Annotated in this window: 18 protein-coding genes; 12 read left to right on the top strand and 6 right to left on the bottom strand. The window is 70.7% G+C overall.

The window, feature by feature from the left end:
- Positions 1-160: 160 nt before the first annotated feature.
- The 4 genes from VET29_RS24540 to menE all read right to left on the bottom strand — a co-directional run bounded on the left by VET29_RS24540 (position 161) and on the right by menE (position 3,877).
- Positions 161-1,060, bottom strand: a complete 900-nt coding sequence (locus tag VET29_RS24540) for an IS982 family transposase (protein ID WP_414636591.1) — start codon at positions 1,058-1,060, stop codon at positions 161-163.
- 126 nt (positions 1,061-1,186) lie between these two features.
- Positions 1,187-2,383, bottom strand: coding sequence for a hypothetical protein (locus VET29_RS24535; RefSeq protein WP_324924461.1), 1,197 nt, complete (start codon positions 2,381-2,383; stop codon positions 1,187-1,189).
- Positions 2,384-2,428: 45 nt separating this feature from the next.
- A complete protein-coding gene (locus VET29_RS24530; RefSeq protein WP_324924459.1) occupies positions 2,429-2,746 on the bottom strand; it encodes a DUF6191 domain-containing protein in 318 nt (105 codons plus the stop codon).
- Between the two features lie 21 nt (positions 2,747-2,767).
- Positions 2,768-3,877 (bottom strand): o-succinylbenzoate--CoA ligase, encoded by a 1,110-nt coding sequence (menE, locus tag VET29_RS24525; protein WP_324924457.1) that lies wholly within the window; start codon positions 3,875-3,877, stop codon positions 2,768-2,770.
- A 37-nt stretch (positions 3,878-3,914) separates the two neighbouring features.
- Between menE and VET29_RS24520 the strand changes: the two genes are divergently transcribed.
- Positions 3,915-4,799 (top strand): arylamine N-acetyltransferase family protein, encoded by an 885-nt coding sequence (locus VET29_RS24520; RefSeq protein ID WP_324924455.1) that lies wholly within the window; start codon positions 3,915-3,917, stop codon positions 4,797-4,799.
- 12 nt (positions 4,800-4,811) lie between these two features.
- On the opposite strand, the gene VET29_RS24515 is transcribed toward VET29_RS24520, so the two are convergent.
- Complete coding sequence (locus VET29_RS24515) at positions 4,812-5,729, bottom strand: 1,4-dihydroxy-2-naphthoyl-CoA synthase (RefSeq protein ID WP_324924453.1); 918 nt, start codon at positions 5,727-5,729, stop codon at positions 4,812-4,814.
- Positions 5,730-5,780: 51 nt separating this feature from the next.
- Here VET29_RS24515 and VET29_RS24510 point away from each other — a divergent pair, with 51 nt between their 5' ends.
- The 3 genes from VET29_RS24510 (at position 5,781) to VET29_RS24500 (ending at position 9,742) form a co-directional block, all read left to right on the top strand.
- On the top strand, positions 5,781-6,935 hold the full coding sequence (locus VET29_RS24510; protein WP_324924451.1) for a hypothetical protein: 1,155 nt from the start codon (positions 5,781-5,783) through the stop codon (positions 6,933-6,935).
- Between the two features lie 41 nt (positions 6,936-6,976).
- The gene (gene menD, locus VET29_RS24505) at positions 6,977-8,704 is read left to right on the top strand and encodes a 2-succinyl-5-enolpyruvyl-6-hydroxy-3-cyclohexene-1-carboxylic-acid synthase (RefSeq protein WP_324924449.1); all 1,728 of its coding nucleotides are present in this window, start codon (positions 6,977-6,979) and stop codon (positions 8,702-8,704) included.
- 174 nt (positions 8,705-8,878) lie between these two features.
- Positions 8,879-9,742, top strand: a complete 864-nt coding sequence (locus tag VET29_RS24500; protein ID WP_324924447.1) for an aldo/keto reductase — start codon at positions 8,879-8,881, stop codon at positions 9,740-9,742.
- Positions 9,743-9,839: 97 nt separating this feature from the next.
- Here VET29_RS24500 and VET29_RS24495 read toward each other — a convergent pair whose 3' ends face one another.
- Positions 9,840-12,221, bottom strand: coding sequence for an immune inhibitor A domain-containing protein (locus tag VET29_RS24495; protein WP_324924445.1), 2,382 nt, complete (start codon positions 12,219-12,221; stop codon positions 9,840-9,842).
- Between the two features lie 236 nt (positions 12,222-12,457).
- Here VET29_RS24495 and VET29_RS24490 point away from each other — a divergent pair, with 236 nt between their 5' ends.
- The 8 genes from VET29_RS24490 (at position 12,458) to VET29_RS24455 (ending at position 18,655) form a co-directional block, all read left to right on the top strand.
- Positions 12,458-12,883, top strand: a complete 426-nt coding sequence (locus tag VET29_RS24490; RefSeq protein WP_324924441.1) for a DUF3592 domain-containing protein — start codon at positions 12,458-12,460, stop codon at positions 12,881-12,883.
- Positions 12,884-12,924: 41 nt separating this feature from the next.
- The gene (gene paaA, locus VET29_RS24485) at positions 12,925-13,860 is read left to right on the top strand and encodes a 1,2-phenylacetyl-CoA epoxidase subunit PaaA (RefSeq protein WP_324924439.1); all 936 of its coding nucleotides are present in this window, start codon (positions 12,925-12,927) and stop codon (positions 13,858-13,860) included.
- Complete coding sequence (gene paaB / locus VET29_RS24480) at positions 13,857-14,144, top strand: 1,2-phenylacetyl-CoA epoxidase subunit PaaB (protein WP_324924437.1); 288 nt, start codon at positions 13,857-13,859, stop codon at positions 14,142-14,144. Before paaA ends, paaB begins: the two co-directional genes overlap by 4 nt.
- Before the next feature lie 22 nt (positions 14,145-14,166).
- Entirely contained in the window at positions 14,167-15,057 is an 891-nt protein-coding gene (paaC, locus tag VET29_RS24475; RefSeq protein ID WP_324924435.1) for a 1,2-phenylacetyl-CoA epoxidase subunit PaaC, read from the top strand.
- A gap of 119 nt (positions 15,058-15,176) precedes the next feature.
- The gene (gene paaD / locus VET29_RS24470; protein ID WP_324924463.1) at positions 15,177-15,689 is read left to right on the top strand and encodes a 1,2-phenylacetyl-CoA epoxidase subunit PaaD; all 513 of its coding nucleotides are present in this window, start codon (positions 15,177-15,179) and stop codon (positions 15,687-15,689) included.
- Complete coding sequence (gene paaE, locus VET29_RS24465; protein ID WP_324924433.1) at positions 15,689-16,747, top strand: 1,2-phenylacetyl-CoA epoxidase subunit PaaE; 1,059 nt, start codon at positions 15,689-15,691, stop codon at positions 16,745-16,747. Before paaD ends, paaE begins: the two co-directional genes overlap by 1 nt.
- A 75-nt stretch (positions 16,748-16,822) precedes the next feature.
- Positions 16,823-17,941, top strand: a complete 1,119-nt coding sequence (locus VET29_RS24460) for a glycosyltransferase family 1 protein (protein ID WP_324924431.1) — start codon at positions 16,823-16,825, stop codon at positions 17,939-17,941.
- A 21-nt stretch (positions 17,942-17,962) separates the two neighbouring features.
- Positions 17,963-18,655 carry a demethylmenaquinone methyltransferase gene (locus VET29_RS24455; protein ID WP_324924429.1) on the top strand — a complete coding sequence of 231 codons (693 nt, stop codon included), beginning with the start codon at positions 17,963-17,965 and terminating at the stop codon, positions 18,653-18,655.
- The last annotated feature ends 186 nt before the right edge of the window (positions 18,656-18,841 follow it).

Genomic DNA, 18,841 nt, shown 5'->3' with positions numbered 1-18,841 from the left:
ATTAAGTCGGTGGATCCGGGTTTCTGCTGGCAAGACGCCGGTTCGCCCTCGTACTGGGTCGTACTTGGGCGAACCGGCAACGCCGCCAGCGGGAAGCTGGGCCGCCGAATTAGTTGCCTGATTTCCGGCGCGGGACACTAGACGATTGATTCCTAAATGATCAGTGGTCGTAGGCGATGAGAGATCGTTTGCGGGGTGCGCCGATGTGGGTGTTGTGCCAGATGGCGGCGGCCATGGCCAGGAGGCGTTGGCTGACGCGGGCGTAGAGCCCGTCGGGTTGGCGGGCGCCGTGTTGTTCCAGGGACAACTGTCCTTTGAGGGTGTCGAAGACCGCCTCGATCCATTGCCGTAGCCGCAGCAACCGGCGCTCGACAGGGGTGGGTTCGGGGTCGCGTTTGACGCCTTTGCGGGCTGGGCGAACCAGGTGCACGCCCAGGTCGTCGAGGAACTGTTCGAAGGTCTGACCCGCGAAGCCCTTGTCGGCCAGGATGACCTGGCCGGTGGTGACCAGGTGATGGTCGACTTCGAGCAGGGCTTGCATGACCTCGCGTTCGTCGAGTTTGGGGTTGGCCAGGCACCACATGATCGGCATGCCCTCGACGGTGGTGACCAGGTAGAGGCGCATGCCCCAGAAGTAACGCGAGTGGGAGGCGCAGTAGCCATAGCCGGCCTCGCCAGCCAGGTCCGAGCGTTTCGCGGTGGGGCGGGACCGCGCGCACTCGACCGGGGTGGAATCGATCAACCGCAGGTGCTCCACACTGGTCGGGGTGGCTTGGGCCAGCGCGCGGATCAGGCGGGCGATCAACGGTCCGGCCGCACGGAGTCTCTTGTTCCAGCCCGGTTGTTTCGGCAGGTAGGGGAACATGTCGGACAGGTGTTTGCGGGCATACCGCAACCACGCAGTCTCGGAGGGCCGGTTGAGCAGGACCTGGGCTACCGCCAGACACACCAGCTCGGCGTCGGTGAGTCGCTTGGGGCGTCCTGGTCGTCGCCTGGTGATCAACAGGTCATCGGTGAAGCAGTACAGTGCGGTCAGCAGGGTGTCCAGGTCAGCGTCCACCAGGTCTCCATGATCAGGTCGGGTAAGCAACGCTGATCATGGGCACCCTGTGTCCGTCTCCAGCCACGAACCCATCACAAGATCAATAAGGAATTACTCGTCTAGGCCCCATCCGGGTGGGGACGCCTACCGACGGCAGGCCGGCGCGGTCCGGCCGCCGGCGACGTACGCGGCGGACACGTACATCCTCGCCGCGAGCCGGTACCAGCCGTCGGTGGTCCCCTGTGTGCCGGACACCGGCTCACCCGCCGCGGCGCACTCGATCCGCACCTGCGCACGGTGCCCGGCCAGCCCGACGATCGCCGACCGGCTGTTGGGCGCGGACCGGACGTTCAGCGTGTCCCCCGGCGTGTCCACGTACCCCGCGGGGCTCGTGCCCGTCCACTGGTAGGTCACCGTCACCCACGCGTTGCCATTCAGCCTCAGGCCGTCCCAGAAGGTCCCGTCCGCGAGGTCGATGCCCGCCGGGTTGGTCACCCGCCGGCCGAACTGGTCCCTTCCGCCGTTGTACCCACCCTGGTAGGCGGCCTGCGACTCGGGCTTGCCCCGCGGCAGGTCGCGCCACTCCTGCCGCACGCCAGGAGGGGCCCAGTAGTCGTCCCGCGTGTTCCACGGCCCGACATCCCACACCGGCGCCCAGGCACAGCGTCCGTTGCCGGCGCACACCCGCACGCTGTAGACCCCGCTGTCGCGCGCCGACAGCCCACGCCGCGACGGCAGCGCCACGAAGTGGTCCCGCGCCACGATGCGGTGCCCGTTGGCGGTCGTGCGACCGACCAGCCCCTCCCGCGTCGCGAACACCGGATAGGACAGGCCGGCGGTCGCCGTACGGGCGGGCCGGTCCGGCACCGCGGCCGGCATGGTGGCCGGCACCACCGACAACGCCGTCAACGTCGGTGAACGCGCGCCCGCCGGGGCCGACAGTGTCGCCCGCGCCTCGATGTCGGTGACCGTCTCCGGCAGCACGCCCGGCCGGTCGGGCCGGATCTCGGCCCACTCCGTCCACTGCCCACCGGCGCGACCGCGGACGTCGACGGCCAGCTCGGTGCCCGCCGGCACGTCACCGCGCACCACGGCCCGGAACGCGTTCGCCGGCGTCGCCAGCCGGTGCGGGTACTCCGCGAACCCGGTCCGCAGGTCGGAACCGGCGCTGGCCGCCCGGTTGTCGCCCGGCCCGAGCCGGACGCCGCCGTCCGTCACCACGTTGGTGCTGCCCGCCGCGGGCGTGCCGAGGTCGACCGCCCACCCGGCCGCCGCCGAGGCGGGGCGCACCGCGGGCAGTGTGCACAGGAGTACCACGCTGACCAGCAGGTTCACTCTCATAGCAGGCAGCCAAGACCGCAGCCGGTGGTCGCGCAACCGGAGCCGTCACCGATCGGGTGGTCGCCTGCGCAGCACTATCCGCTCGCCCTCCATGTCGACCCTCATCAGCGGCGGCGCGCCCTCCTCCTCGTCGTTCCGCTGCATGAGCGAGTGGTTCCGCTGGTCGATGTCGTGCCGCCTGCCGGCGGCGAAGAACGCGTCGAGCTCCTCGAAACCGGCCGCGGAGATCGGCGTGCCCTCCCGTTTGCGCCGCCACGGGAGCCAGCTGCGGTCGCTCGCCCACAACCCGAACCTCTCCAGTGCGGCGAGCGCCACGAGCAGGACCACCAACCCCGGTAGTGACATAGCCAACAAGAAGCCCATGCACCAACGATCGGGGCGATGTCAAGTTCCGCGGAGCATGTCCCTTACCTCGATGCGGTTGACCTTGCCCGGCCCGTGTGACGGGAGCGCGCCGGCGAAACGCAGGACCTTCGGCGTCGCCGGCCCGCCGAGCCGCGCGCGGACGGCCGCCCGCAGGGCCTCGGCGGCGGGCGGCCGCGCGGGGTCGGTGGGCACGACCGCCGCCGCCACCAGCTGCCCCCACTCCTCGTCGGGCAGGTCGACGACACACACCTCGGCGACACCGGGCTGCGCCGCCAGCACCGCCTCGACCGCCGCGGGCGCCACCTTCACCCCACCAGTGTTGATCATGAAGTCGGCGCGGCCCAGGACCGAGAGCGTCCCGTCGTCCAGCATCCCCAGGTCGGTCGTCCGGAACCAGCCGCCGGCGAAGGCCGCGGCCGTGCCGGCAGGGTCGAGCCGGTAGCCACTGGCCAGCACGGGCCCGGCCAGCTCGATCACGCCGTCGACGACCCGCACCCGCACACCGTCCAGCGGCATGCCGTCGTACACGCACCCGCCCGCGGTCTCCGACATGCCGTAGGTCGTCCGCACCGCCACCCCGGCGGCCCGGGCCCGGTCGAGCAGCGGCGCAGGCGTGGCGGCCCCGCCGAGCAGCACGGCGTCGAAGGACCGCAGGGCGTCCAGTGCCACGGGGTCGTCCAGGATCCGCGACAGCTGCGTGGGCACCAGGGAGGTGTACCTGCGCCGCCCGGTCATCGAGGCCACGGCATCCGCAAACGTTTGCGCGCCACGAAGCGCCGGCCGCGTGCCGGCCAGCAGCGACCGAACGATCACCTGCACGCCCGCGATGTGGTGCGCCGGGAGGGTGAGCAACCATTGCCCGGCCCCACCGAGCCGCGCGTGGGTGGCGGCGGCGGACGCGGTCAGCGCGCCTGTGGACAACTCGACGCCCTTCGGTGTCCCGGTGGACCCCGAGGTGGCCACCACGACAGCGGTGCCAGGGAGGGTCGGCTCCGCGGGCGCCATGGCTTTCCGCAGGTCATCGCCCCGCGGATCGCTGGAGGAGAGTGGCAGCACGGCCGGTCCGCCATCGAGCGCGCCATCGAGCGCGTCGACGATCTCCGAGTTATCCACAGGTGTCAACAACACGGTCGAGATTGTCGTGCACCACGTCTAGCGTCGCCCCATGACCACCACCAGACCCCCGCTCGACGAGTCGCTTCGGGACGCCTACCTGCGCAGGCTGGGTTTTCCGACCCTGCCGCCGGCCACCGTGGAGACGTTGTACGCGGTCCACCGGGCGCAGGTGGAACGCATCCCGTACGAGGCGGTGTGGGTGTGGCTCGGTGAGCGCAGGACGATCGAACCGCTCGACTCGATGCGGTACCTGGTGAGCGGCCGGGGCGGCTACTGCTACCACCAGAACGGCGCGATGGCGACGCTGCTGGGCTGGCTGGGTTTCGAGGTGCACTGGCACGCGGCCGGCGTACAGGGCCACCCGGACGCACAGCCGAACGCGGACGGCAACCACCTGGCGCTGACGGTGTCGGGCCTGCCGTCCGACACCAACCCGCGGGGCGAGTGGTTCATAGACGCGGGCCTGGGCGACGGCCCACACGAGCCGATGCCGTTGCGAACTGGCACCTACACACAGGGCCCGCACACCTACGGCCTCCGTCCGTCCGAGACGGTCCCCGGCGGCTGGCGCTACGACGCCGACCCGAGCATGTCCTTGCACGGCATGGACTTCAGACCCGCGGAGGCAACCCCGGCCGACCTGCGCGAGCAACACGAACGCCTGCAGTCCCACCCGGACTCCAGCTTCGCCAGAACCCTGGCGGCCTTCCGCCGGGACGCGACCGGCGTGGACTTCCTGCGCGGCCGCGTACTCGACAACCACGGGACCAGGACGGACCTGAACAGCAGTGCCGACTGGTACGCCTGCCTGGCGGACGTGTTCGGCCTGCCACTGTCCGATGTGGATGATCAGAGGAAGGCGGCCCTGTGGCGGAAGGTGAGCACCGCCCACGAGAAGTGGCTGGCGACGACCGCGGACGCCGCGGCGGGGTGATGCCGCGGAAGTTCAGTAGTAGTAAGGAAAGCCGGACCAGTCCGGGTCGCGCTTCTCCAGGAACGCGTCGCGGCCCTCGACGGCCTCGTCGGTCATGTACGCGAGCCGCGTCGTCTCGCCCGCGAACAGCTGCTGCCCGACGAGCCCGTCGTCGATCAGGTTGAAGGCGTACTTCAGCATGCGCTGCGCCGTGGGCGACTTGCCGTTGATCTCCGTCGCCCACTCCAGGGCCGTGGCCTCCAGCGACGCGTGCGGCACGACCTCGTTGACCGCCCCCATCCGCCGCATGTCCTCCGCCGTGTACGTCCGCCCCAGGAAGAAGATCTCCCGGGCGAACTTCTGCCCGACCTGCCGCGCCAGGTACGCCGACCCGAACCCGCCGTCGAAGCTCCCCACGTCCGCGTCCGTCTGCTTGAACCGGGCGTGCTCCTCGCTCGCCAGCGTCAGGTCACACGTCACGTGCAGGCTGTGCCCCCCGCCGGCCGCCCACCCCGGCACGACCGCGATGACCACCTTCGGCATGAACCGGATCAGCCGCTGGCACTCCAGGATGTGCAGCCGCCCGGCCCGCGCCGGGTCCACGGTCGAGGCATCCTCACCCGACGCGTACTGGTACCCCGTCCGCCCCCGGATCCGCTGGTCACCGCCCGAACAGAACGCCCAGCCGCCGTCGCGTGGTGACGGTCCGTTGCCGGTCAGCAGGACGCACCCAACATCGGGTGTCATCCGGGCGTGGTCCAGTGCCCGGTACAGCTCATCCACGGTGTGCGGCCGGAACGCGTTGCGTACCTCGGGCCGGTTGAACGCGATCCGCACGGCCCCGGTCGACACCGCCCGGTGGTAGGTGATGTCGGTGAAGTCGAAACCCTCGACAGACTTCCAGGCGGCGGCATCGAACAACTCGGACACAAAAGTCACGCGGCCGAGCATATGAGACGCACAAATCGCGACCCCGCGGACCGCCGTGCGAAGCTGACGACCATGCAGGATGTCGAGACCGTCGTCGAGGAGCTCGCGGACCACGACGACGCCGGCCTGGTCGTCGCCGCGTGCTGGTACGACGTGTCGGACGACCGGCCGAACTACCGGATGTCCCAGTTCGACGTGCAGAACTTCCTCTGGCTCACCCTGCCCCAGCTGCTCCGCGACCCGCCAGCCGACATCGACCCCATGCCCGGCTGGCGCGAGGTCGTCGCCGAGGCCGCCTGGTTCTTCGAGCGCCTCGACCAGCCGCGCTACGCCGCCATCTGCCGCGGCCAACGCACCGCCGAGATCCTCGAGGCCGCCCACGACGCCATGCACAGCTTCGAGCTGTACGCCCGCGCCACCCACGACTCCGGCATCATGCCGCCCGTCGGCCTGCGCATCACCTGGCTCGACAGCCCCGGGCCCCGTGAGCAGGCCCTCTACGACGCCATCACCCGCGCCCTCGAACGCGCCATCGCCGCCGGCGAGCTGGACCCCGCCGAAGACGCCAAACGCCTCGCGCTCGCCGCCGGCGTCCTGGAGCAGCTGCCCGACGGCCACCTCGAGACCATGCAGGACCTCATGCTCGCCGAGCGCATGCACCGCCTGCGCACGACGAGCGGCAGCCAGACCCTCCGTGAGCTGCTGGTACGTGTCGGGCCCGACGTCGCCAAGCCCCTCGACCTCACCCCGGAGCTGCTGCTCGCCGGCACCCGCCCGCTCGGCCAGATCGTCCACGACCGCGACGGCACCGGCCCCCTGGCCGCCCTGGCCAGGAAGTTCGGCCTGCTCGACGAGAACCTCGACCGCACCGACGACGGCGAACGCGCCCTCGCCCAACCGGTCCTGCTGTTCGAGGCCGTCGTCGACGGCTTCGCCGTCCCTGACGACCCGACGGCCCGGCACGCGGCGCTCCCGCTGCTGGCCATGCTCATCCTGTCCGACACCATCGACGAGGAGATGCTCCTCGACCGCATCGGCATCGTGTTCTTCGAGACACGGGAGAGCGACGTCCCCACGCCGAGCGATACCGTGCGGAGGGCGGTGGCCGGGCTGCTGGCGGACATGCGGACCGCGGGCCTGACGGCCGGCGACCGCCTCACCGACTTCGGCCGGCGCGTGGCACTGACCGGCCTGCGCACGCGTGCGATGCGAAGCGCGGACGACTGAGCGGAGGGAGAGCTCGTGAGCGGCGCGAACCGTCGACACTCATGCCGACGTGGAGGGCGCCGGGGAGCGGGCGGGGCGGCGTCGTGAACCCGTCCACGGCGCAGGCCACGGTCATCGTCGACGAGCTGGTGCGCAACGACGTCCGGCACGTGGTCGTCTGCCCCGGCTCCCGCAACGCCGCGCTCGCCATGGCCGTCCACCAGGCGGCGGACGAGGGCCGCCTCACCCTGCACGTCCGCATCGACGAGCGGTCGGCGGGCTTCCTCGCGCTCGGCCTGTCGAAGGCGAGCGGCCGCCCGGCGGCGGTCGCGTGCACGTCCGGCACCGCCGCCGCGAACCTGCACCCCGCGGTCCTCGAGGCCCACCACTCCGGCATCGGCCTGCTGATGATCACCGCCGACCGACCGCCCGAGCTGCACGGCACGGGTGCCAACCAGACCATCGACCAGCGTGGACTGTTCGGCTCCGCCGCGGTCGCCGTGGAGTTCCCGGTCGCCGAGCGGCGCGCGGGCCAGAACCAGGTGTGGCGCGGCCTGGTGTGCCGTGCCGTGGCGCAGGCGGAGACGGGCCGCCCGGTGCAGGTCAACGTGCCGTTCCGGGAACCGCTGGTCCCGACGTTCGAGCCCCGCTGGCCGGAGCCGCTGGCCGGCCGCCAGGACGGCCTGCGCTGGACCACCTCCGCCGCGCCGGTCACGATGGCCGGCAGCCGGGTCGACTTCCCCTTGCCCGCGAGGACTCTGATGGTGTTCGGCAGCGGCCGCGAGGACCGCGCGCGGGCCGCCGCGACGGTGGCCGCGAGCGCGGGCTGGCCCGCCGTCGCCGAACCGACCAGCCGGGCCGCCGCGCTTTCCGGCGGTGCGAACGTGCTGCGCTGCGGTGCGTTGCTGCTCGCGGCAGGCGAACTTCCGGAACCGATGCGCCCGGCGGCGGTCGTCGTGGTGGGCAGGCCGACGTTGTCCAGAGGCGTGCGCGGCCTCATGGGCCGGGCACCCGTCTACGGCATCGGTGACCATCCACAGTGGACCGACCCGCAGTACGTGGCGACCCACGTCCGCGGCTGGCTGGACCTGGACGACATGGCGCGGGTCGACGGCGTCGACCCGGAGTGGTCGTCCGCGTGGCGCCACGCGGACGCGGCGGCCGTCAACGCGATCGAGAAGCTGTTGGGCGAGCAGGAATGGCCGACGGGCCTGCGGCTGGCGATGGACGTCATGGAGTCGCTGCCGGCGGGGGCGTCGTTGTTCCTTGGCTCGTCCAACCCGGTCCGCGACATCGACCTGGTGGCGGACCCCCGCTCGGACGTGACGATCCACGCCAACCGCGGCGTGGCCGGCATCGACGGAAACGTGTCGACGGCGACCGGTATGGCGCTGGCGGGTGACGGCCCCGCATACGCGTTGATCGGCGATCTGACATTGCTGCACGACCTGAACGGTCTGCTGATCGGTCCACCAGAACAACGCCCGAACCTGACACTGATCGTGCACAACGACGACGGCGGCGGGATCTTCACGCTGCTGGAACAAGGCGCGGCCGAGTACAAGCACAGTTTCGAGCGGGTGTTCGGCACTCCGCACGGCGCGGACATCGAGGCGTTGTGCCGCGGCTACCGGGTCGACCACGTGCATGCCGAGTCCAGCGCCGACCTGCGCACGGCACTCGCGCCGGGCCGGGGTCTCAAGGTGGTGGAGGTCAGGTCCAACCGCGCGCTGCTGCGCGACCTGCACGCACGCCTCCGCGCCGCGGTGACGGAAGCCGCGCTTCGTTAGTACGCGCGAGCCGGTTTTCTGGCGGAGGGCGACATACGGGTCGCGCTAGGCTGATTGGCGAACTTTGTTCCAGGGCCTGTCACCGGAGGACTCGGCGAGAGGCCTGCCCGTTAGGAGTGCCGATGAAAACCCCGGTTCTTTCCCGCCTTTTCTCTTCGTGGGGTGTCCTTCTGCATGCTGGGCGTTAACCGCATCGGGTTCGGGGCGATGCGGCTGCCGCAGGTCGGCCCCGCCTTCGAGCCGGGCAGCCCACCACGCGACCGCTCCCAGGCCGTCGATGTCCTCCGGAAGGCCGTCGACCTCGGCGTCAACCACATCGACACCGCAGCGTTCTACTTCTCCGCACTGCGGTCGGCCAACGAGCTGATCAACTCCGCGTTGGCCCCCTACCCGGACGACCTGGTCATCGCCACCAAGGTCGGCCCCAGCCGTGACCCGTCCGGCGACTGGCGGCGGCCGCCCGCCACCCCCGGCCAGCTCCGCGGCCAGGTCGAGGAGAACCTTCGCCAACTGGGCCGAGACCACCTCGACCTCGTCTACCTGCGCGCGCAGGAACCCACGGACCTGTCCGACCGGTTCGCCGCCCTCGTCGAGCTCCAGGAGGCCGGGCTGATCCGCCACCTGGGGATCTCCGCCGTCAGCGAGGAACGGCTCGCGGAGGCACTGGCGATCGCCCCGGTCACCGCCGTGCAGAACGCCTACGGTCTCGGCTTCCGGCCGGAGCAGGACGACCTGATCCGGCTGTGCGGCGAGCAGGACGTCGCCTACGTGCCCTACTTCTCGGTCGCCACCACCAACCGCGAGACCGGCGGCACCGCCGATCCCGAAGAGGTCCAGGCCATCGCGAAGGCCCACGGCGCCACACCGACCCAGGTGCTGCTGGCGTGGACACTCGCCCGCGGCCCGAACGTCTTCGTCATCCCCGGCACCGGCGACCCGAAGCACCTGGCGGAGAACATGGCCTCGGCCGATCTCCGGCTCACGGCCGGGGAAATGGCCGGCCTTGACGCGCTGCACAAGAGGTCGCAGCGCCTCTAGGTGCGCCGAAACTCCTGGCACACGGCGCCGTGACTTCGAGTACCGAGGAAACGGGCCCCGCACCGAGTCGGTGCGGGGCCCGTTCCGGTCAGGACAGTTACTTCTTGCCGACCTTGATCTTCATGGACGTGCCGTTCTCCGACACGACGCGGATGGTCGTCCCGGTGGCCGGGAGGATCACGCCGGCGTTCGGCTGCTCGGCGTACCAGAACTTCTTGGTGTCGTCGAACAGCGGCACGGCCGGCTGGCCGCGGACGTAGCTGGGCTTGCCGTTCACGTGCAGTGTGAACGAGTCCGCCTTCTCCAGCGAGAACGGCGCGTCATAGCCCGAGATCCGCTCCCGCCACGGCTGACCCTCCACGTTGTAGATCGGCGCGGGGTGCGCGTCGATCGGGAGGATCATGCCGCCGCCCTGGTGCTGGGTGGTGTTGTTGTCCCCGAAGGACGTGTCCCAGTACCAGACGCCGAGGCCGATCTCGTACGGGAAGTGCTCGAACCAGTCGGGCCTCGACGGGTCGCCCGCGTTGTACGGGCCGGTCCGCATGTACTTGTCGTAGGACTCGTACGTGCGGTGCGACGCGAGGTAGAAGTTGTCGTACATCGTCGTCTCGGCGGTCTTCACGGTGCGGAAGCCGTCCAGCGTCCAGCCGTTGGCGCCGGACTCGGCGCCGTCGGTGAACACCTGCTGGCCGTCCGCGGTGATCGAGATCTGGTCGGCGAAGAACCCGTTCTCGGCCACGCCACCGTCGGTCTTGTACCGGAACCGCAGCTGCGCGGACTTGCCGGCCAGCGAGTCGAGCGACACGTGGGTGTCCAGCCACTGGCCGTTGGACGAGCCGGTGAGTGCCGGCGCCTCGTCGGCGTCCCGCGGGAACGGCTGACCGCCCACTGTGCCGTCGAGCGTCTGCCAGGTCGTGCCGCCGTCGACCGAGGACTGGACGTACAGGTAGTCGAAGTCCATCTCGATGTCGTAGCGGGACTTGAGATCCAGCGAGGCGCTCGTCTTGCCGGTCAGGTCGACCGTCCGGGTCATCGAGGTGTCGATGTCGTCGCCCTTGGTGCTCCACCACTGGTTCTCACCCGCGGCGGGCGCGCCGAAGCTCGTCTCCACCGCCTTGTCGGGCAGCACCACCACGACACCCTGCGGCTTCCTGGAGTTGTACTCGTGCGGGCCGAGGTCCAGCGTCTTGGTCTGGCCCGCGACGACGATCTCGTAGTCCAGCCAGCCGAGCTGCAGCTTCGACCACGGGTCCATGTCGTTGACCCGCGAGCCCAGCACCTCGCCGGCGCCGGACACGCGCTGCTGCGCCATCAGCGACCACCAGTTGACATGGTTGTTGCCGCCGCTGCCGGAGAAGTCGTAGAGGTCCGGCAGGCCGAGGTCGTGGCCGTACTCGTGGCAGAACACGCCGATGCCGCCGTTCTCCGGCTGCATGGTGTAGTCGCCGACCCAGATGCCCGACCCGCCGACCTGGACGCCACCCTGGAGGTTGCCGCTCGGGCCCGAGGTGCTGTTGGAGAACGCGAAGCTGCGGTGGCTCCACACCGCGTCCTCGCCCTGGATCGGGTCGCCGTCGGCCTGGTCGCCGCCCGCGTGCACGATCTGGAAGTGGTCGATGTAGCCGTCCGGCTCGTCGAAGTTGCCGTCACCGTCGTGGTCGCCGCGGTCCCAGACGTCGTACTCCCTGAGCTGGGCGTCGACCTCGGCCGTCGGGCGACCGGCGGCGATCTGGTCGCTGTACCACTGGTTCACGCCGTCGGCGACGAGCGAGAACGAGTTGTTGCAGACGTTGCCGCCGCACGGGAAGCCGTTGGAACGGCCGTACCGCGCCTCGTTGTAGCGGACCTTCACCCAGTCGGTGACATAGCCGTTCACCGAGTAGCGGCCGGAGGACTGCTTCGAGTAGTAGTTCGCGACCGAGTCCACCCCGGGGTCGGTCGAGAAGTACAGCTCCTGGAAGTGCTGGCGGCTGTAGTCCGACTGCCAGATGGTGGAGTTGTCCTTGCTGCGGTCCGGTGCCGGGATCTCGTTGTGCAGCGGGCCGTCGAACTTGGTCGGGCCGGCCGTGGTCGGGTCGGTGTCCTGGTCGGGGTAGCTCGGGTGCCGCTCGTTGCCGAACTCGGCGAGCACGACGAAGATCTTGTCGGTCTTCTCGCGGGACAGCTCGACGTACTGGTCGACCTTGCCGCGCTTGTGCTTCGACTTGGTCTTCGGCCCGGGCTTCGTGCCCATCTTCACGACCGTGCTGCCCCCGCGCCGCTCGGTCTTCCGGTCGCCGCTGAGTACGTCGGAGATCGCCTCCTGACGCATGGCGCGCTGCTTCTCCTCGGCGGGGCTGGGCAGATCGTCGACGGGTGCCGCGACGGATTTCGCCGTGTCGCCCTGAGGTGGCGCCGCCTGTGCGGCCGTACCCATTGTCGTCAGCCCGGCCGCCATCAGGGCAGCAGTGGTGAGGCCGACGAGAACTCTTCGTTGCACACGTCCTCCACGAATCGCGTAGTGCCGAGTCACCTGTTGGCCTGACCAGGCACGGTGCGGAATATTACGGACCGCGAATATTTTTCGGACCCAACGAACGGCGTAATCCAAAAGGAGCAATCTTAATGAATTGCTCCAGCTGGGCGAAGCAGACTCAACCGGCTGCCGCCGACGTAACCCGGTCGGGTGAGAGGCGTGTGCGAGGCGGCTCAGGCGCCGTGGCTACCCTCACCGGTGTGACACAGCAGGTGACGCGCAGGCCGCGGGTGCGGCGGTGGTTGTCACGCGGCCTGCTGGTGTTCGCCGCGATCGTCACGTTCCTCTGCGTCGTGCTGGTGGTCGCCGCCTGGACCGAGGACATCTCGATCGACGACAACACCGGCTACGCGGACGCCGAGGTCGTCTCCGACACCTTCACCCGCACGCTCGTGCTCTTCTACGCGAAGGACGGCGCGGAGCACATCCCGCAGACCGGCGTGCTGTACCCGTCGGGGCTCAGGGAGGGCGACGTCGTCCGGGTCGAGTACAGCAAGGACAACCCGGAGCTGGTCCGGGTGGCCGGGCGCGGGGCCGTCATCACGCTGTTGCCCGTCGGGTTGACGCTGGTCATCGTGTGGGCGGTCGTCATACCCGGGGTGTGGTGGGTCCGCCGCCGGATGTGACACTTCTCCTCAACTGGCGCGTGCGGATGTAACATCAAGGCGTGAGCGACGACGAATTCACCCGGCTGGTCGAAGCCGAGCAGCGGGTCGAGCCGAGGGACTGGATGCCCGACGGCTACCGCAGGACGCTCGTCCGCCAGATCGCCCAGCACGCGCACTCGGAGATCATCGGGATGCAGCCGGAGGCCAACTGGATCAGCCGCGCGCCGTCGCTGCGCCGCAAGGCGATCCTGCTGGCCAAGGTGCAGGACGAGGCGGGCCACGGCCTGTACCTGTACGCGGCGACCGAGACGCTGGGCGCCGACCGCGCGGACCTCACGGAGAAGCTGGTCGAGGGCCGGCAGAAGTACTCGTCGATCTTCAACTACCCGACGCTGACGTTCGCGGACGTGGGTGTCATCGGCTGGCTGGTCGACGGCGCCGCGATCTGCAACCAGGTGCCGCTGTGCCGCACGTCGTACGGGCCGTACGCGCGGGCGATGATCCGCGTCTGCAAGGAGGAGTCGTTCCACCAGCGGCAGGGGTACGAGCTGCTGATGACGATGATGCGGGGGACTCCCGAGCAGCGGCGCATGGTCCAGGGCTCGGTCGACCGCTGGTGGTGGCCGTCGCTGATGATGTTCGGGCCGCCGGACACCGAGTCGGCCAACACCGAGCAGTCGATGAGGTGGCGGATCAAGCGGCACACCAACGACGAGCTGCGGCAGAAGTTCGTGGACATGACCGTGCCGCAGGCCGAGGCGCTGGGCGTCACGCTGCCGGACCCGCTGCTCCGCTGGAACCCCGACCGCGGTCATCACGACTTCGGGGAGATCGACTGGGCGGAGTTCTGGCGCGTGGTCGGCGGCAACGGCCCGTGCAGCAGGCAGCGGGTGGCGCACCGGCGGAAGGCGCACGAGGACGGCGAGTGGGTGCGCGCGGCCGCGGCCGCGTATGCCGAACGTTCGGCCGCCTCGGCCGCGGAGGTGGTCGCGTGACCAGGTCGTCGTGGCCGCTGTGGGAGGTGTTCGTGCGGGGCAAGCGCGGCCTGAACCACGTGCATGTCGGTTCCCTGCACGCGCCGGACGCGGAGATGGCGCTGCGCAACGCCCGCGACCTGTACACCCGGCGCAACGAGGGCGTGTCCATCTGGGTCGTGCCGGCGGCCGCGATCACGGCGTCGTCCCCGGACGAGAAGGACCCGTTCTTCGCGCCGAGCGGTGACAAGGTGTACCGGCACCCGACGTTCTACGCGATCCCCGACGACGTGCCACACCTGTGAGCGCAGCGGGCGAGAGGGCGGCATGAGCTTCGACAACGCGTACGACGCCATCACGGCCGACAACGACGAGCACCACTGGGCGTTCGGCACAGGCTTCGACGACCCCCTGGCGGGGTTGGACCGCACCGCACCGGACGTGCCGAAAGACGACTTGTCGACATATTGCCTGATGCTGGGCGACGACGCGTTGATCCTGTCGCAGCGGCTGGCGGAGTGGTGCTCACGCGCGCCGGAGCTGGAGGAGGACGTCGCGCTGGCCAACATCGCGCTGGACCTGCTCGGCCAGGCACGGCTGCTGCTGACCAGGGCGGGCGAGGTGGAGGGCGCCGGCCGCGACGAGGACGCGCTCGCGTACCTGCGTGACGAGCACGAGTTCCGCAACGTGCACCTGGCGGAGGTCGACTGCGGTCCCGGCCCGGGTGGCGACTTCGCGACGACGATCGCCCGGCTGCTGGTCTTCTCCACCTGGCGCCTGGCGGTGTTCGAACGGCTGACGTCGTCGGCCGACCCGGTGCTGGCCGCGATCGCGGAGAAGGGCGTGAAGGAGCTGGCCTACCACCGCGACCACGCGGCCCAGTGGACGCTGCGGCTCGCGGGCGGCACGGAGTACTCCCGCACGCGGATGGTCGCCGGGTTGGACCGCGTGTGGCCCCTGGTGGCGGAGCTGTTCGCCACGCACGAGGTCGAGCGCCGCCTGCCGGGTGTCGCGGTCGACCCGGCCGGCGTCCGGCCGGAGGTGGACGACGTGCTCGGCCAGGTGCTGACGGCAGCGTCCCTGGAGACCCCGGTGACGGAGCCGATGTCCCGCGTCGGCGGCCGCGCCGGCCGGGACGGCGTGCACACCGAGGCGATGGGCTTTCTGCTCGCCGAGATGCAGCACCTGGCCCGCTCACTGCCGGGGGCGAAGTGGTGACCAGCGAACAAAACGCGCCTGCGGCCCCCAGTACTCACCTAGGCAGCCCCCACCCGAACCCGGGGGCCGGCCCCGGTCCCATTCTACCGGCCGGCGCCGACGGTCCCGCGTTGTCGATCTTGCCTGTGGACAACCGCCACGGTTGTGGACAACTCGACGCCCGGGCCGTCGCCGAGCAGGTCCTCGACCCCGAGCTGCCCGTGCTCACGCTCGCCGACCTGGGGGTGCTTCGGGACGTCCGCGAGGTCGACGGCACCGTCGTCGTGACGATCACGCCGACGTACTCCGGCTGCCCCGCCCTCGACGAGATGCGTACGGACCTGCGTCGCGGCCTGCTCGACGCCGGGTACGAGCGCGTCGAGATCCGCACCGTCCTCGCGCCGGCCTGGACGACCGACTGGATCAGCGAGGACGGTCGCCGCAAGCTCGCCGAGCACGGCATCGCCCCGCCGCGGCGCGGGGCCGGCGGACCGGTCACCCTCAACCTCGTCCCACCCGCGTCGGTGGTCGCCTGCCCGCGCTGCGGCTCCCGGCGCACTACCGAGCTGTCCCGCTTCTCGTCGACCGCGTGCAAGGCGCTGCGCCGCTGCGCGGACTGCCTCGAACCGTTCGAGCACGTCAAGGAGATCTGATGGCCCGCCCCGCCTTCCACGAGCTCCCGGTCGCGAGGGTCGACCGGCTCTGCGCGGACGCGGTCGCCGTGACCTTCGACGTCCCGCCGCACCTCGCGGACGACTTCGCGTTCCGGCCCGGCCAGTACCTCACCCTCCGCCAGGAGGTCGAGGGCACCGAGGAACGCCGCTCGTACTCGATCTGCGCCCCCGCCGGCGCGCCACCACGCATCGGCGTCCGCCGGGTCGACAACGGCCTGTTCTCCGCCCGCATCGTCGACCGGCTGAAGCCCGGCGACACGCTGGAGGTGCTCGGCCCGCAGGGCAGGTTCACCCCGGACGGCACCGGTCACCACCACGCGTTCATCGTCGCGGGTTCGGGGATCACGCCGGCGCTGTCCATCATCAGCTCGTTGCTGTCCGAAGAGGACACTCGGGTGGTCCTCCTGTACGGCAACCGGCGCACCGACACCGTGATGTTCGCCGACGACCTGGCCGACCTGAAGGACCGCTACCCGCAACGGTTCCAGCTCGTCCACGTGCTGTCCCGCGAGCCGAGGGACGTCGAGCTGTTCTCCGGGCGCCTGGACGCCGACCGGATCACCAAGCTGCTCGACGGCATCGTCCCGACGTCCGATGTGGACCACTGGTGGCTGTGCGGCCCGTTCGGCCTGCTGCAGGACGCCGACCGGGCGCTCGCCGCACACGACGTGCCACGCGCCCGCGTCCACCGCGAGCTGTTCTACGTCGACGAACCGCCGCCCGAGCCCAAACGCCCGGACGAGTCCATTGTGGAAGGTCCGGTCGCACGCGTCACCGTGCTGCTCGACGGCCGCGAGACCACGCTGAACCTGCCCGCGGACACGCCCGTCCTCGATGCCGCGCAACGCGTCCGCGCGGACCTGCCGTTCGCCTGCAAGGGCGGCGTCTGCGGCACCTGCCGGGCCAGGGTCACCTCCGGGGAGGTCGAGATGCGGCGCAACTACGCGCTCGAGGAGCACGAGGTCGCCGCCGGTTTCGTGCTGACCTGCCAGGCCCTGCCGCTGTCGGCGGAGGTCACGGTCGACTACGACGCCTGAACTCTTGGCGCAACGTTCGCCCGGACGTCAACTCCGCGTTCTACGGACAGAAGCGCGGGTTGCGACGGTCGGTACGTGCGAGTCGCCATTGTCACCGAGAGCTTTCTGCCGCAGGTCAACGGCGTGACGAACTCGGTTCTCCGCGTCGTCGAGCACCTGGAGCGGCGTGGTCACGACGCCATGGTCGTGGCGCCAGGACCGGGACCCGACCGGTATCGGCACGCCGAGGTCCGCCGCGTGCGCGCGGTCGACCTGCCGGTCATCAGCTCGATGCCGATCGGCGTGCCGTCGCCGAAGGTGCATGCCGCGTTGTCGGAGTTCGCCCCGGACGTCGTGCACCTCGCCTCGCCGTTCGTGCTCGGCGCCGCCGGGCTGCGGTCCGCGCGCAGGCTCGGCGTGCCGACCGTCGCCGTCTACCAGACCGACGTGGCCGGGTTCGCCGCCGCGTACGGCCTCAAGCACGGCGCGCGTGCCGCCTGGCGGTGGATCCGCAAGCTGCACGGCAACGCCGACCGCACGCTCGCGCCGTCACGGGCCTCGGTCACCGCGCTGACCGACCACGGCGTGCCGCGGGTGTACCGCTGGGCACGCGGCGTCGACACGTCGCTGTTCGCGCCGCATCGCGTCGACCCCGTGCTGAAGGCGATGCTCGCCCCACGCGGCGAACTGCTCGTCGGCTACGTCGGCCGGCTGGCACCGGAGAAGCACGTGCACCGGCTCGCCGCCCTCAGCGCCCTGCCCGGCGTGCGGGTGGTCGTAGTCGGCGAGGGACCCGAGGAGGAGGCGTTGCGCAGGCGGCTGCCCGGCGCGGCGTTCCTCGGTTTCCGCACCGGCCTCGAGCTGGCGACCGCCTACGCGTCGCTCGACGTGTTCGTCCACCCGGGGCCGTTCGAGACGTTCTGCCAGTCCGCGCAGGAGGCCCTCGCCTCCGGGCTGCCCGTGCTGGCACCGGACGCGGGCGGCCCGCGTGACCTCGTGGCACACGGCCGGACCGGCTACCTGCTGGACCCGTACGACGACGACCGGTTCGCCGAGCAGCTGTGCGGGTATGTGGACCTGCTGCGGCCGTGCGAGGTCCGCTGGCAGCTGGGCGCGGCGGCCCGGGAGTCGGTGCTGGGGCGCACCTGGTCCGCGGTGTGTGACGAGCTGTTGGGGCACTACGCGCAGGTGAGCGCCAGTGTGCTCGCCGCGTGACGGGTGTCGTAGGGTTCGGGCATGTCACGTGCCGGGCTGGACAAGAACCGACGCGACGTGGCCGAGATGTTCGACGGCGTCGCGAAGGGCTACGACCGGACGAACTCGGTGATGACGCTCGGGTTCGACCGTCGGTGGCGCTGGCTGACCAGACGGGTGCTGGACGCCGCGCCGGGCGAGCGGGTGCTGGACCTGGCCGCGGGCACGGCCGTCTCGACGGCCGAGTACTCGAAGTCCGGCGCGTGGTGTGTCGCCGCCGACTTCTCGCTGGGCATGCTCCGCGGCGGCCGGCATCGCGAGGTGCCGAAGGTCGCGGCGGACGCGTTCCACCTGCCGTTCGCGACGGACTCCTTCGACGCGGTAACGGTTTCCTTCGGCCTGCGCAACATGGACGACACGGTCGCCGCGCTGCGTGAGATGTGCCGGGTCGTGCGGCCGGGCGGGCGCGTCGTGATCTGCGAGGTGTCCCAGCCGCCCTGGCGGCCGATCCGGTGGCTGCACCACAACCTCGTGCTGCGCCTGCTGCCGAAGATCACCCGGCCGTTCTCCTCGAACAAGGACGCGTACGCGTACCTGGCCGAGTCGATGCGTGACTGGCACGACCAGCGGGGCCTGGCGATGCGCATTGCCGAGGCCGGCTGGGACGAGGTCGAGTGGATGAACCTGACGCTGGGCGTCGTCGCGTTGCACAGGGCCGTCAAGCCGGCTCGCTGACCTCCGCGCGTCGAGGCGAACCGCGAGAACACGTGCGGCCAGTCACTCCACTGTGGACGGTCGGGAGCCTCGCGGGACGGACTGCCACTCGGTGATCTGCCGGATCATGGCGATCTGCAGGGCGGCGGCCACCAGCTGGAGCACGGCCAGGACGGTCGTGACCATCGCGATGTCCAGCATCGCGTC

It is taken from the genome of Actinophytocola sp. (genome assembly GCF_035634895.1).
Classification (GTDB): Bacteria; Actinomycetota; Actinomycetes; order Mycobacteriales; family Pseudonocardiaceae; genus Actinophytocola.
The sequence above is the reverse complement of the archived record's forward strand: the minus strand, read 5'-3'. Positions and strand labels throughout refer to the sequence as shown.

Excerpts from the sequence above, each read along its gene's own strand:
- menD (WP_324924449.1), top strand. The coding sequence starts at position 6,977 with ATGCCGACGTGGAGGGCGCCGGGGAGCGGGCGGGGCGGCGTCGTGAAC.
- VET29_RS24535 (WP_324924461.1), bottom strand. The coding sequence starts at position 2,383 with ATGAGAGTGAACCTGCTGGTCAGCGTGGTACTCCTGTGCACACTGCCC.
- paaC (WP_324924435.1), top strand. The coding sequence starts at position 14,167 with ATGAGCTTCGACAACGCGTACGACGCCATCACGGCCGACAACGACGAG.
- VET29_RS24530 (WP_324924459.1), bottom strand. The coding sequence starts at position 2,746 with ATGGGCTTCTTGTTGGCTATGTCACTACCGGGGTTGGTGGTCCTGCTC.
- VET29_RS24520 (WP_324924455.1), top strand. The coding sequence starts at position 3,915 with ATGACCACCACCAGACCCCCGCTCGACGAGTCGCTTCGGGACGCCTAC.
- paaE (WP_324924433.1), top strand. The coding sequence starts at position 15,689 with ATGGCCCGCCCCGCCTTCCACGAGCTCCCGGTCGCGAGGGTCGACCGG.
- VET29_RS24455 (WP_324924429.1), top strand. The coding sequence starts at position 17,963 with ATGTCACGTGCCGGGCTGGACAAGAACCGACGCGACGTGGCCGAGATG.
- VET29_RS24515 (WP_324924453.1), bottom strand. The coding sequence starts at position 5,729 with ATGCTCGGCCGCGTGACTTTTGTGTCCGAGTTGTTCGATGCCGCCGCC.
- VET29_RS24500 (WP_324924447.1), top strand. The coding sequence starts at position 8,879 with ATGCTGGGCGTTAACCGCATCGGGTTCGGGGCGATGCGGCTGCCGCAG.
- VET29_RS24510 (WP_324924451.1), top strand. The coding sequence starts at position 5,781 with ATGCAGGATGTCGAGACCGTCGTCGAGGAGCTCGCGGACCACGACGAC.